General features: G+C 39.3%; 10 protein-coding genes and 1 tRNA gene. 3 read left to right on the top strand and 8 right to left on the bottom strand.

Annotated elements, in window-relative coordinates:
* Positions 1 to 97 precede the first annotated feature (97 nt).
* Positions 98 to 1,483 (bottom strand): 23S rRNA (uracil(1939)-C(5))-methyltransferase RlmD, encoded by a 1,386-nt coding sequence (gene rlmD, locus EHLA_RS14155; protein ID WP_096241707.1) that lies wholly within the window; start codon positions 1,481 to 1,483, stop codon positions 98 to 100.
* 26 nt (positions 1,484 to 1,509) lie between these two features.
* Positions 1,510 to 2,466, bottom strand: coding sequence for a 3'-5' exoribonuclease YhaM family protein (locus EHLA_RS14160; RefSeq protein ID WP_096241260.1), 957 nt, complete (start codon positions 2,464 to 2,466; stop codon positions 1,510 to 1,512).
* Positions 2,467 to 2,711: 245 nt separating this feature from the next.
* On the opposite strand from EHLA_RS14160, the gene EHLA_RS14165 reads away from it, so the two are divergent.
* On the top strand, positions 2,712 to 3,002 hold the full coding sequence (locus tag EHLA_RS14165) for an acylphosphatase (RefSeq protein ID WP_096241261.1): 291 nt from the start codon (positions 2,712 to 2,714) through the stop codon (positions 3,000 to 3,002).
* A gap of 125 nt (positions 3,003 to 3,127) precedes the next feature.
* Positions 3,128 to 5,503 (top strand): endonuclease MutS2, encoded by a 2,376-nt coding sequence (locus EHLA_RS14170; protein ID WP_096241262.1) that lies wholly within the window; start codon positions 3,128 to 3,130, stop codon positions 5,501 to 5,503.
* A 931-nt stretch (positions 5,504 to 6,434) separates the two neighbouring features.
* On the opposite strand, the gene trmL is transcribed toward EHLA_RS14170, so the two are convergent.
* From trmL to EHLA_RS14200, 6 genes are all read right to left on the bottom strand, one after another.
* Positions 6,435 to 6,926, bottom strand: coding sequence for a tRNA (uridine(34)/cytosine(34)/5-carboxymethylaminomethyluridine(34)-2'-O)-methyltransferase TrmL (gene trmL, locus EHLA_RS14175; RefSeq protein WP_021906323.1), 492 nt, complete (start codon positions 6,924 to 6,926; stop codon positions 6,435 to 6,437).
* A gap of 33 nt (positions 6,927 to 6,959) precedes the next feature.
* Positions 6,960 to 8,135, bottom strand: a complete 1,176-nt coding sequence (locus EHLA_RS14180) for a pyridoxal phosphate-dependent aminotransferase (RefSeq protein WP_021906324.1) — start codon at positions 8,133 to 8,135, stop codon at positions 6,960 to 6,962.
* Positions 8,132 to 8,614, bottom strand: a complete 483-nt coding sequence (locus tag EHLA_RS14185) for an Lrp/AsnC family transcriptional regulator (protein WP_096241263.1) — start codon at positions 8,612 to 8,614, stop codon at positions 8,132 to 8,134. The genes EHLA_RS14180 and EHLA_RS14185 overlap by 4 nt, the downstream gene beginning before the upstream one ends.
* A gap of 85 nt (positions 8,615 to 8,699) precedes the next feature.
* Positions 8,700 to 9,674, bottom strand: coding sequence for an AIR synthase-related protein (locus tag EHLA_RS14190; RefSeq protein ID WP_096241264.1), 975 nt, complete (start codon positions 9,672 to 9,674; stop codon positions 8,700 to 8,702).
* A 67-nt stretch (positions 9,675 to 9,741) separates the two neighbouring features.
* Complete coding sequence (locus EHLA_RS14195; protein WP_096241265.1) at positions 9,742 to 11,193, bottom strand: VanW family protein; 1,452 nt, start codon at positions 11,191 to 11,193, stop codon at positions 9,742 to 9,744.
* 338 nt (positions 11,194 to 11,531) lie between these two features.
* Positions 11,532 to 13,400 (bottom strand): B12-binding domain-containing radical SAM protein, encoded by a 1,869-nt coding sequence (locus EHLA_RS14200; protein ID WP_096241266.1) that lies wholly within the window; start codon positions 13,398 to 13,400, stop codon positions 11,532 to 11,534.
* A 567-nt stretch (positions 13,401 to 13,967) separates the two neighbouring features.
* Here EHLA_RS14200 and EHLA_RS14205 point away from each other — a divergent pair.
* Positions 13,968 to 14,038, top strand: a tRNA-Gly gene (locus EHLA_RS14205).
* The last annotated feature ends 58 nt before the right edge of the window (positions 14,039 to 14,096 follow it).

Here is a 14,096-nt window from a genome sequence, read left to right on the forward strand (position 1 = left end):
GGTTGATTGTGCCTCCCTGCTCATTTTTCGTCTTGTTATTTCAGAACTTATGATATGGTATGATACCTTTTGTCCCCAACATCATGGTATGTCAAAATTATTTATCCACTCGCTTCAAAGCACAAACACTCTCAACATGCACAGAATGACTAAACTGATCTACGACGGCTACTTTCTCTAAAGTGTATTTTTCCTCACATAGTATCTTTAAATCTCTTGCCAATGTTGCCGGATCACAGCTCACGTACACGATACGTTCCGGTGCCATATCTAACATCGTATTTAAAAGGGCAGCATCGCAGCCTTTTCGCGGTGGATCTACTACAATAACATCTGGATGGATTCCTGTTTTTTCATACTGGGCAGGAACAATTTCTTCTGCCTTTCCAACGAAAAATTCAACATTATCCATATGATTCAGTGTGGCATTACGTCTTGCATCATCAATCGCTTCTTTTATGATTTCGACACCATAGACCTGTTTAGCTTTTTGTGCAAGGAATAGAGAGATTGTTCCGATTCCGCAGTATAAGTCCCAGACTAGTTCTTGGCCTTTTAAGTCCGCATACTCTAATGCTTTTGAATAAAGTACTTTTGTCTGCTGTGGATTCACCTGATAAAAAGAAAGTGGTCCGATCTGATATTTAATATCGCCGATATAATCTTCAATATAATCCTGACCCCAGACTGTTTCACAATGTAATCCTAAAATTTTATTTGTCTTATCTGTATTTGTATTTACGATAATACTTGTCATACCCTCGATTTCTTTTAGTTTATCGACAAGTTTATTGATATTCTTTAACTGTTTTGCGGTTCCATTCATGATAAGGCATACCATGATCTCTCCTGTGGTAAATCCTACTCGTGTTAAAATATGACGGATCAATCCGCTATGATTCTTTTCATCATAGGCAGAGATCTTATTCTCCCTCATATATGCAAGTACTTTTTCAACGATTGGATGAGTTACTTTTGCCTGAATCGCACAATCGGTATTTGCCACAATGGAATGGGTTCTTCCCGCATAAAATCCAGCGACAAGATTCCCTTCTTTATCATATCCTACAGGAAACTGTGCTTTATTGCGGTAATGCCAAGGTTCTTCCATCCCATATACCGGCTCCATCTTCTGTTCTATATCTTCTTTTTCAAAACCGCCTATACGGGTAAGACAGCCTTCTACAAGCCCTTTCTTAAAGTGGAGCTGTTTGTCATAAGAAATCTGTTGTAATTTACAACCGCCACACTGTCTTGCAACAGGGCACAGAGGGGTCACTCTGTCTTCTGATGACTTTATAATCTCCACAAGACGGGCATATCCGTAATTCTTTTTTAACTTTGTTATGGAAACTTTCACTTCGTCACCGATTACCGTATCCTTAACAAAGAGGGGAAAGCCCTGGTACTTCCCAAGACCTTCCCCTTCCTTTGTAAAATCTTCGATTGTAAGTGAAACTTCCTGATTCTTTTTCAAGTTCAAATTCTTCTCTGATTTCACTTTCTCATTCAATCCTTTTCTCCTAAATGACTTGTCGGTCTGATATTCGTTTCAAATAATTTATTGTAGCCTTTCCATTCGCCACTCTGACGGCTTTCTTCGGCAAGTGCTTCAATAAATGTCTCCATCTTCGCATCGGTATTATCTGCAAAGTTAAGAGCCAGCGCCTCGATTAAGGCAGGTTTTTTCGGGGAACCGTATTCTAATTCACCATGATGTGCAAGAATACAGTGCTTTAATTCATTCGCCAGCTTTGGTGGGAATCCATGAATTTCTCTGATCTTTTCATCGAGCATCATCGTTCCCATAACAATATGTCCAACTAACTGTCCAACATCTGTATAATCGTTCTCCGGGAAATTAGAAAGCTCATCAATCTTTCCAATATCATGACAGATTGCTGCTGTAATAAGTAAATCTTTATTCAGGATCGGATATTGGGTACAGTAGAAATCACACAGCTTCGTTACACTCAGTGTATGCTCTAATAATCCACCCATAAATCCATGATGCACTCTCTTTGCTGCTGAATGTGCTTTGAACTTCGCAGCAAACTCTTTATCTCCGAAAAAGGCAACTAAGAGCTGTCTTAAATAAATATTCTGTACATGATTCACATAATTAGATAGCTCTTTAAACATGCCATCGATACTCTTGCTAGAGCAAGGAATATAATCTTCCATGGCAAACTCGCCTTCTCTGGCTTTACGGAGTCTTCTTACATTCAACTGAAGGCTACCCTGAAAACTTGTGATATTCCCCTCAACACGAATGTAATCCATCTGCTCAAAATTATCAATTCCATTATTCAAATCCCAGATCTTTGTATCTATTACACCGGTTTTATCCTGTAAGATCATGGAATAATAAGTCTTTCCTGCTTTTGTTTTTGCAATATTCTTTACTTTACAAAGGTATACATCAGAGACATTATCTCCTTCTCTGAGTTCATTAATATAACGCATATACGTTTCCTTTCTAGCTTTCTCATTAATTACTTCACATATTATAGCGTAAATTTCATATGCTGACAACCAAGAAAATCGTCTATTTTGCAGAATTTTCCGCTTTTTCAAAAGCTTTCTCCCCCATCTTGATTGACAAATCGAATGTTTCGTGTCACAATTACTTTTACATTATTTTTTATCTTAAATTTACTAAATTAAAGAAAGGAATAGTCCGGCACATTATCGGACTGTAGAAACGCACTATGATCAGAAAACATATTATTGCACATGGCCGCGTACAAGGCGTTGGTCTTCGATTTACAGTAACCGGTTTCGCAAAAAAATATAATGTAACCGGATGGGTTCGCAATCTTTATGACGGTACAGTAGAGATGGAAGTGCAGGGACTTGAACACCGCGTGGACCTCTTTTTACAGGAGTTATCCTCTGATCGGCCAGGTGGGAATGGTTTTATCCGCATTGACAGACTGGATATCTCAGATATTCCTTCCGTAAATGCAGCAAAAGAAACCCGATTCCGGGCACGCTATTAATAATCTCATATACGATACTGTATCAACAGATAATGAATATATGAAAATCTTAACATGTACTCTCGGAATCTTTTTTTGCTTGATTTTGTAAGAGTACATTTAACTTATCTGAGAGGATTTTATTTATGAATACAAAGGCATTTATCACATTAGAATATGATAAAATAATTAAAAAGCTGGAAACTTTTGCTTCTTCCACAATGGGAAAGAAGCTTTGCAAAGATTTGCTTCCCTCTTCTGACTACGAAGAAATCTTATCCGCACAGACAGAAACAAAGGATGCATTAACCCGGCTTTATAAGACGGGTTATCTTTCTTTTCAGGGACTTTCCGATATCCGCCCACATTTAAGGCTACTAGAAATTGATTCCACACTCAATCAAAAGGAACTTCTTGAGATTGCCCGTCTTCTTTCTATTACGGCACAGGCAGTCGAATACGGAGATACCGAAGATGAAGTGCTGGCTTATGACTCTTTAAACAGTTATTTTGGAGAACTTGACCCGCTCGAATTCCTGTATCAGCGAATTACCCAGTGCATCCTATCAGAAGATGAAATCAGTGATGATGCTTCTTCCGCATTAAAAGATATCCGGCGGGAAATCAAGCAGACAAATATTTCCATTCACAATAAGCTGACTTCCGTTATCAACTCACAAAATAATAAAACTATGCTTCAGGATGCATTGATTACTGTCCGTAACGGCCGTTACTGTGTTCCCGTAAAAACAGAATACCGCAATGCATTTCCTGGTATGATTCATGATCAGTCCTCATCCGGTTCCACACTTTTCATCGAACCGATGGCTGTCGTACAGTTAAATAACCATTTAAAAGAATTAGATATTAAAGAAAAAATGGAAATCGAAAAGATTCTGCAGTCTTTAAGCGCCCAGGCCGCTTCCTGCAGCCGGGAATTAGAAGAGAATCAGAAGATTCTCACAAAGCTTGACTTTATTTTTGCCAAAGCAAAATATGCAAAAGAATATCAGGGAACAGAACCGATCTTTAATACCGACGGCATTGTAGATATCAAACAGGGCAGACATCCTCTGCTTGATCCGAAAAAAGTAGTTCCGATTCATATTTATATTGGAGAAGATTTCAATATGCTCCTTCTTACCGGACCAAACACCGGTGGTAAAACGGTTTCTTTAAAAACAGTTGGTCTTTTCCAGCTCATGGGACAGGCCGGTCTTCATATTCCGGCATTTCAGGGTTCCCGCCTTGCTGTATTTTCCGATATTTTTGCTGATATTGGCGATGAACAGAGTATTGAGATGAACTTATCCACATTTTCTTCTCATATGACGAACCTTGTCCACATTTTAAACGAAGCTGACCCCAATTCTCTCGTCTTACTCGATGAGTTATGTGGCGGAACCGACCCGACAGAAGGTGCGGCACTTGCGATTGCCATCTTAGATGATCTACATACAGGTAAGATTCGTACTGTTGCAACAACGCATTATGCGGAGCTTAAAATGTACGCAATGGATACAGAAGGCGTCGAAAATGCCTGTTGTGAATTCGACCTTGAAACACTTTCTCCAACTTACCGCCTCTTAATCGGTATTCCTGGAAAAAGTAATGCGTTCTCCATCAGTGAACGCCTCGGTCTTCCGGACTATATCATCGAGCAGGCCCGCTCCCAGATTGATGCTACGGCTATCGACTTTGAAAATATGCTCTCTGAATTAGAGAAAAATAAAGCGGAAATCGAAAAAGAGCAGTCTGAACTTTACAAGACAAAACAGGAAATCGAAAACTTAAAAAACAGCCTGAAAGAAAAACAGGATGATATCAAAGAAAAACGAGACAAAATGCTCCGGGACGCTCGTGAGGAAGCTCGAAATATTCTCGAAGAAGCCAAGGAAGTTGCCGATGAATCCATCCGCAAATACCACGCATGGGGACAGCATCCAAAGCAGAACAACATGAAGAAAATGGAAGCACAAAGAAGTGACCTTCGAGGCCGCATGAGTAAGCTTGATAAAAAACTTGCTTACAAAGCAAAGAAATCTTCCACTATCTCCGATCCTTCTGACTTTAAAGTAGGCGATTCCGTATTTGTAACTACACTTTCTCTAAACGGAACCGTAAAAGAAGCCGCCAACAAAGATGGGGACCTTATAATCCAGATGGGCTTCCTAAGTTCGGTAGTAAACTATAAAAACTTAGAACTCCTCGCCCCTGAAAAAGCACCAAAACCACAGCATCAGCCAAAAGACCGCTACAGCATTAATAAAGCGGCAACCATCAATCCAGAAATTAACCTTCTCGGAAATACTGTGGACGAGGCAATTGCCCGTCTTGAAAAATATCTTGATGATGCCATGATTGCCGGCCTTACTTCCGTCCGCGTTGTTCATGGAAAGGGAACCGGCGCTTTACGAAAAGGAATCCACGAATATCTCCGTAAGCTCAAATTTGTCAAATCCTATAAACTCGCAGAATTCGGCGAAGGAGATGCGGGGGTAACAATCGTAACCTTTAAATAAATACTAATTTGTAGATTTCGTATAGACGAAAAAAGAAATAATACCATATCCCATCTGCTCTGTAATCGCTGTGTTTAAAATGCTCATTCGCATCTTAAACACGCTCCGAAGCCGCATCTGGGATATGGTATTATTTCTTTTTTCTGACTATCCAAATCTACAGTTGGTGAGAATGGGGATTGCCCAGAAGGCTATGGTTTTCATTAGAATGAATATCTCTAGAAGAAGATACTTTCTTATTCGATTGTATAAAAATTATATTTACCTACTCCTACCTCATGGAGAATTTTTCTCTGGTTAGCTCACATAATCTTCTAGAGAATCCCCTTCTCTTTCCAACAAAAATAATTAATTTGCTATTTGTTATCAAAATCAGACAGCCGCTGAAACAAAATTTTATGCTGAATTGTAGGAAAACTATGGTAAAGAAAAAAGAATGGTTATAAGTATTGCATTTTGTGACTTTGCGCTGTGGAATTCTGACCATAGGAACTTGGGATTCGTTTTTCCCAAGTTCCTGTTTTTCTGGGCAGAATGGAATGCTTAGCGCAACGGAACAAAATCAAACTTATGACCATTCTTTTTTCTTTAGAAGACTCCATACAATTCAGCAGGAATATATCCTCTTCTGGGCAATCCCCTTTTTCTTAAACAAAAGTACTAATTTGATGGACTAAAGGGATGAAAACCAAAAATTTGAATGTCAACCCTTTAGAATTTAATTTCTCGGAAAGTTGTAGTCTTCTGGTGCATTCCATATTGCCAAACTGTAGATTTAGATTAGACAGAAAAAAGAAATACTGCCCTATCCCAGATGCGGCTTCGGAGCGTGTTTAAGATGCGAATAAGCATTTTAAACACAGCGACTATAGAGCAGATGGGATATGGTATTATTTCTTTTTTCGTCTACACGAAATCTACAAATTAGTATTTACCATTCATATTTGTGGAGCTGTCCTTCGAGCTCGAGTTCTTTGAATCCCTGCTGTCTTAATGCTTCATACAGAACGATTGCTACAGAGTTTCCAAGATTCAGTGAGCGGATATGATCGAGCATCGGGATACGAACAGCGGTTTCTTTATGTTCGAGTAAGATTTCTTCCGGGATTCCGGCACTTTCTTTTCCGAACATGATGTAGCAGCCGTCTTCGTATTCTACATCTGTGTATGTCTGTTTTGACTTTGTTGTTGCCATGTAAATTTTTGCTCCGGGATTTTTCGCAAGAAAGTCTTCAAAGTTTACATAGGTGCGGACATCTAATTTATCCCAGTAATCAAGTCCGGCACGTTTGAGCATTTTGTCGTTGATTTTGAAGCCAAGTGGCTCGATCAGGTGAAGAACGCTTCCGGTTGCTACGCAGGTTCTTCCGATATTTCCGGTGTTTGCCGGCATTTCCGGCTCATGTAATACAATGTTTACCATAATTATTCCTCGATATTTCTTTATTTACTACTATTACAGGTTTTTCTCTTTACGTAGTCTTTCAACAAAGTTTGCTAAACGTCCTAATGCTTCTTTTAATTCTTCGATGGAATACGCATAAGAGATTCTAAGGAACCCTTCTCCGCAGTCACCAAAGGCGGTTCCTGGAATGACTGCTACTTCTTCTTCGTGTAAGAAACGGTTTGCAAATTCATCGGAGCTCATTCCAAATTCTTTGATGCATGGGAACAGATAAAATGCGCCTTCCGGTTCAAAACATTTTAGCCCCATTTCTGAGAAAAGTTCTAATACAAATCGGCGGCGTTGATTATATGCATTCCGCATAATCTGTACGTCTTCTTCTCCGTTTGTCATTGCCTCGATTGCGGCATACTGACTTGTTGTCGGTGCTGCCATGATCGCAAACTGATGAATTTTTAATATTTGCTGCATGATCAGTTCCGGACCTGTAGCAAATCCCATTCTCCATCCGGTCATAGCAAATGACTTACTGAATCCATTGATGATAATCGTTCTGTCTCTCATTCCCGGAAGTGAAGCGATAGAACAGTGATCTTGTCCGTAGGTAAGTTCTGCATAAATCTCATCGGAAATGACATACAGATCTTTTTCTTTTATAATTTCGGCGATTGGCTCTAAGTCTTCGCGAGTCATAATTGCACCTGTTGGATTATTCGGATAAGATAAAATTAAAATCTTTGTTTTATCTGTAATCGCGGCAAGTAATTCTTCGGGCTGTAATTTAAATTGATTCTCTTCTTTTAAATTAATCGTGACCGGAACTCCATCTGCCAGCTTAATGCAAGGAAGATAGGATACGAACGCCGGCTCCGGTAAAATAACTTCATCTCCCGGATTAATCATTGCGCGGAGTGCAAGGTCAATTCCTTCACTTCCGCCGACTGTTACTACGATTTCATGTACAGGGTCATATTCTAAATCATATTTACGATACATGTAGTGTGCGATTGCTTTTCGAAGTTCTAACAGTCCGGCATTCGATGTATAAAAAGTGCGTCCTTTTTCCAAAGAATAGATGCCTTCCTCACGAATATGCCATGGTGTGTCAAAATCCGGCTCACCTACCCCAAGAGAAATCGCATTGGGCATTTCCTGTACCAGATCAAAAAATTTGCGGATTCCCGATGGTTTCATTTCCACTACTTTATCAGATAAGGGATTTCTCATGGTGTCACCTTCATTCTGTTAGCTGGCTCTTTATCAATAAGAATCATTCCATGATCTTTATACTTTTTCAGAACAAAATGTGTTGCCGTACCGGCAACTGCCTCTAATGTTGAAAGCTTCGTTGATACAAACATGGATACTTCTTTTAATGTTTTTCCTTCTAAAAAGATTGCAAAATCAAATGCTCCGGACATAAGATATATTGACTTTACTTCCGGATAGTTCGTAATTCTTTCTGCAAGTTTTTCAAAGCCCTGTCCTCTTTGTGGGGTAACACGAACTTCGATAAATGCGGTTACTTTTTCTGTATCTGTTTTATCCCAGTTAATCAGTGTAGGATAACCGCAGATAATGCCCTCATTCTCCATTTTTTCGATTTCTTCTAACACCATACTCTCATCGGTTCCAAGCATGATTGCCAGATCATGCAAGTCTATTCTGCTGTTATTTTCCAGCATTTTTAAAATCTCATTACGCATCTGCTACTCTCCTTTATATTTTGTCACTATCAATATGATATCGTTACTATTACATCGTTGGCAATGCCTATTTATATTACAATAATTATACTTTATAATATTCATCCATTTTCGGGGGCTCTAAAAAACGAGCCTCTTCATCGTAGTGGATCAGGCGGTCATTTCCTGATGTTGTCTGACCGATCACTGCCGATTCTATGCCAGCTTTCTGAAACTGTTCTACTAATCTAGCTCCATTTGCACAGGCAAGAAGCAAGGTTCCACCGGACCGAAGCATATATGGATTTAAATTAAAATATTCACATACTTCGATTGTATGTTGTCTGATCGGTATATTTTTTAAATCAACAGAAAGACCAACGTTCTTTGCGGCTGCCGTTTCCCACAGTGCGGCAAAAATACCACCTTCTCTTACATCATGTATAGAAATAACTTCTCTTTCCTGTAAAATGTCAGATACTGCGGACATCGAACCGTCATCAAATAAATGCTTTGCCGTTTCAATATAAGATGGCGCATATCTTTCTTCCAAACGATTCGCATGCTCCGTTGCGATCATTGCTGCTCCCTCTCTTCCGATAGTTCCTGCAATAACCAGATCTAAATCTGTATATTCTGCCCGAGCTTCCTCTTCTTTCTTTTGAATTCCCATTGCTGTCACAGATAAAATAAGAGTGCTTACAAAAGGAGACACTGCTGTATGTCCTGAAATTACCAGAATGTCTTCCTGTGTACAAAGTGCATCAATCTCCTTCATTAAAGATTTTAACTGTTTTTCCTCTGTATCTTGTGGCATAAGAACGCTAAGTGAAATTGCCCTGATTTTTGCTCCGGCTGCCAGCATACTATTTACAGCGCCATAAACAGCTCTCTTTGCCGCAAATGTCCAGCCTTCTATCGGATTCACCGATAATGCTACACCGGCATCCTCTGAAAATTCCGGCATAAAAAGAACCCCGGCATCCTCACCGGATGCCGGAGAGCCTTCTTCACTGTGATTATGCAACTGTCTTAGTACCGAGCGTTTTAAAATACTCTCTTTTACTTTTCCTATCCGCATAATATCTCCCGCACAGAGCAGGCATACACCTGCTCCGTTTTATCTATTTTTCATTCATTACTCTTCATTAATTACCGTTTGGCTGCTCCACATCGGCTTTGGCTTTATCCTCTGCCTTTGTTGTTTCCTTTCCAGTTTCTGTCGTTGGCTTTGGAACTTCTTTTTTCTTTGTTCCAACACGAACAACAGATGGCGTTGACATGTAAGAACTGGAATTCACCTGTGTTCTCTTTGTCTCTTTGCCGTCTATGTATACAACTTTCCACAGTCTTGCTGTATAACCGGTACGTCCATTAGATTCCACAACACGCTTTCCTTCTTCCATCGTATTATCTTTAATCACTTTTTCGGAAGGACCTCTTACAGAAAGGGTCTGTGATACGTATTCTACTTTACGGTTTGAAGCACGATATTCCTTACCATAAATAGTAAATGTAATACTGCTTCCACCTGCGGTTCCCTGAATATAGATCGGATGATCTAAATTATTAGTAAACTTTAAATCCTTATCTGTTCCGGAAATTGCCGCATCGGCAGATAAAGGAACATAATGAACCGTCATAGAATGATTTAAACGCTCTGTTACATTTAACTCTGCTCTAAGAACTGCATTATAAAGAGTCGTTGAAACCTGACAGATTCCACCACCATAGGTCTGAACTGTCTGCCCATTTGAATAAGAACCCGCAAGATGATATCCGTTAGCTGCTGTAAATGGTGCAACTTTAGAGTATACAGAGAAGGATTCTCCCGGATATAATACGGTTCCATTGATGAGGCTTGCTCCATTCTCTACATTCGCACATCTTCCGGAAGCAGATCCGGCATAGGATGTTGTATATGTGCCAAGTACATCCTTAATTGCAGAAAGCTCCTTCTTTGTGTGCTTTGCCTTATCTAAAGTATAGTCCATCGGAAATACAACGGACTTATGATCCCAGTCCTTGTTATCAAAAACTTCTGCAAGCTTCTCTGCATTCGCATCAAAATCGATAGCAATACCATGTACATGTTTTGTAATAACAAACTTACCATCTACACGCTTAATTGTCGCATCCTTCTTCTTTGCAAGAAACTTCTTTGCCTTCTTTGCGACAACCTTCTTTGTTTCTTCTTTATCTACAGAAAATGTAAGTGGAAAGTCGGTTCCTTTCTTCTCAAGCTCCCTGACTTCCATCACTCTCTTAAAAACATTACCTGTCTTCCCAAGATTATATGCTTCCTCTACCGCATCCATGTTTGTACACTTCAAGCCTATATCTGAAAGAGGAAATGCGGTCTCCTTCTTCCTTACCTGTAATGTCACTGTTTCCTGTGATACTTGATCTACGTACTCCTGTACCTTTGCCTTCGCTTCCTCCTGCGTCATTCCGCCAACAGACATCCCCTGAATCGTTACTCCCGGATAAATCGCGTCAATATTAATATACTTAGAATAGTAATAATAAAATCCCGCTCCGGCGCCTGCCAAAAGAAGAAGGAGTAATACAAGCACAATAACCCCTATTCTTTTCTTCATCTCACACCTTTTCACTTTCTTTCTAAAACTTATCTATTGTATTCTCACAATATAGACAAAACAACTTTACAACTGCATAAAAATTCTGGTCATATCCCTGCCAAAATACACATTGCCTACATCATCATCGGCGCTACTGTAGTGATTACCATTGCGATTACTACTATTGCTACTACAATCGTAGCGATTCTCTGCCTTCTCTTTGTACCATTTGACTTCATAATATATTCCTCTCTTCTAAATCATATTTCTGTACTTTCTATACAGTAAAAAACATCTTCAATGTCGAATAGTTACATTCTAAGCCATTTCTGTCTTACATTCAAGTATGTATTTTATTAGATTTTACCCTTTTGGGGCGAAACATTCCATTCCACAGTCCTTGCAGCACGATTTAACGGATTTCTTTTATTATAATCAAACAAACAACATACTTTCTTTTCTACAATCGTTCCATTCTCCTCAAATTGCTTTATATCAATTTCAAATAGTTCAATATGACTCTGATTCGCTGCTTTTTTTGAATCATATGTGCCTGCCTGTACTTCTTCCGGGAAAAGTTTTTCTCCCTGTTCTCTATACAGCATTTTCCATTCTTTCTTGTACTTTGCGGTATCTTTCGCCCATGCCGGTCTGCCTTTTACATTTTCTCGAAGATACATATCATACAGCATAATCTCATCTAAAATATTCCATCTGACTTCCTGCATATGTTCTCTTAAGAATTCACGAAGAATATTATATTTTTCCAGACGATTATGATTCAATTTATGGTAACCTTTTTTCCGATAAGATGCTGAGAACATTTCATAAAAACGGAACGGACTTTCAAAAAATGGTACGGCATACTTCAATGTCAGCGCATACTGCCCGCTATTATAATAAAGCTCTACCAGTTCCTCCACACCTTTTAATAAAATAATCTCGTCATAAGAAAGCCATTTTGTGCCAAGCACCTCATACGGAGACTGATTTCTATAGATAATATCGTATTTTTTAACTTCCTCTTCCATCACTGTCCCCTTCAGAACTTTAAGGAATCCTAGCTGAAGCTGATCTGGTTTATGTGCATACAAATCATTAAAAGACTTTCCAAAGCTCTCATAATCTTCATAGGGAAGCCCCGCGATCAAATCCAAATGCTGGTGAATATTTCCCAGTTTATGTACTCTGTCCACATAATGAAAAAGCTTGTCTAAGTCCATATGCCGATGGATCGCATCAACCGTCTCCCCATTCGTAGACTGCACTCCGATTTCAAGCTGAATCAGACCCGGCCGCATCTTTGCAAAAAGTTCCAGCTCTTCCTCTCCAAGCAGATCCGAAGAAATCTCAAAATGAAAATTCGTAATACCATTATCATGTTCCACCAGATAACTCCAAATATCAATCGCTCTTTGCCGATTACAGTTAAATGTCCTGTCAACAAACTTCACCTGCGGAACCTTTGCCTCAAGAAATGCATCCAGCTCCTTTTTCACAAGCTCCAATGAACGGAACCGCACCGTCTTATCCACAGAAGAAAGGCAGTAACTGCAACGAAACGGACATCCCCTGCTTGTCTCGTAATATAAAATCTTATGCTCAAACAGATGAAAATCTTCATATACAAAAGGAATCGTATCCATATTCATCAAAGCAGCAAAACCTGTATTGATGATTTTCGATTTACTCTCCATACTGCTCTCGCCAATTTCCAAAGCTGATTTTTCGGAAAAATCCCGAACGGCGATTCCCTGTAACTTCTGAAGTTTTATCATATCTATAAAATTCATTGAGTTGATATTCTCTTCTCCTACGAAATGTTTGTCTTCTAGCGCGAAACGAATCAGTTCAGAAAAAACTTCTTCTCCCTCTCCCTGCATAATAAGATCAAACGCTGGATTCTGCTCTAAAAATTTATTCGCCGCATAAGAAACTTCCGGACCCCCAGCCCATATTTTTACAGCAGGGCTTACCTTCTTAAGCTCTGCTGCTAACTCTCTTACAAAAGAAATATTCCAGATATAACAGGAGAAAATAATCACATCGGCCTTCGCCTCATATAAATCCTGTAAAATATCCTCTACATAATTATTGATCGTATATTCTTTTAAAAGAATCTCCGCTCCCGGAATCTTCTTCCTGTCAGCATATGTTTTCAGGCTGAAGATCGCCAGATTGGAGTGGATATACTTTGCATTAATTCCGCATAATAAAAAGCGCATTACATACTCCTTCCAACAAAATTCAAGTCGAGCCACCGCGAGACTTGGCGCACCACCTGAAAGAGGTGGAAGTCTTCTCGACTAAGATATATCCTGCCAGGCAGGTTCTTTTATTCAATATGGGATTCAAACAGAACTCCCGGCTCTGTCTGAGTAAAAAACCTACGGAAATGTACTCCGCAGGCTGATTTTCATTCGAACGTTTTCAGTATAACATGAGATGAGCGTTTTTAATAGGGGAATGTTGTTTAAATGGCTAAACTGACGCCCTTATCCTCTGTAATATACAAAATGCTTCGTATCACTGTGTCCAAACTGCTTAACCGCAGCTTGAACTTGCTCTAAGGCGCATTTTTGTATATTACAGAGGATAAGGGGGCTGTCCATTCTTAAACCTCCTAACTACAAACTCCCAATCTGGCAAGTCTGTTAAAAACTTAGAAAAGTGAATTAATGAACTTTAGTTTTCTATAAAGCTATAATCTTCTGAACAATTTCAAAAAAAGCCCTTGCATTTTCAAAAAAACTGTGCTAGAATAAATTTCGTTGTGAGACAGCACATCACATGCGGGTGTAGTTCAATGGTAGAACACTAGCCTTCCAAGCTAGATACGTGGGTTCGATTCCCATCACCCGCTTTTATTTTTTCAAAGTTGTTAAAACATTTCAAATAGTTCTTGACAATTAGAAAATATA

Origin of the sequence: Anaerobutyricum hallii, from assembly GCF_900209925.1 — a bacterium.
Lineage (GTDB): Bacteria > Bacillota > Clostridia > Lachnospirales > Lachnospiraceae > Anaerobutyricum > Anaerobutyricum soehngenii.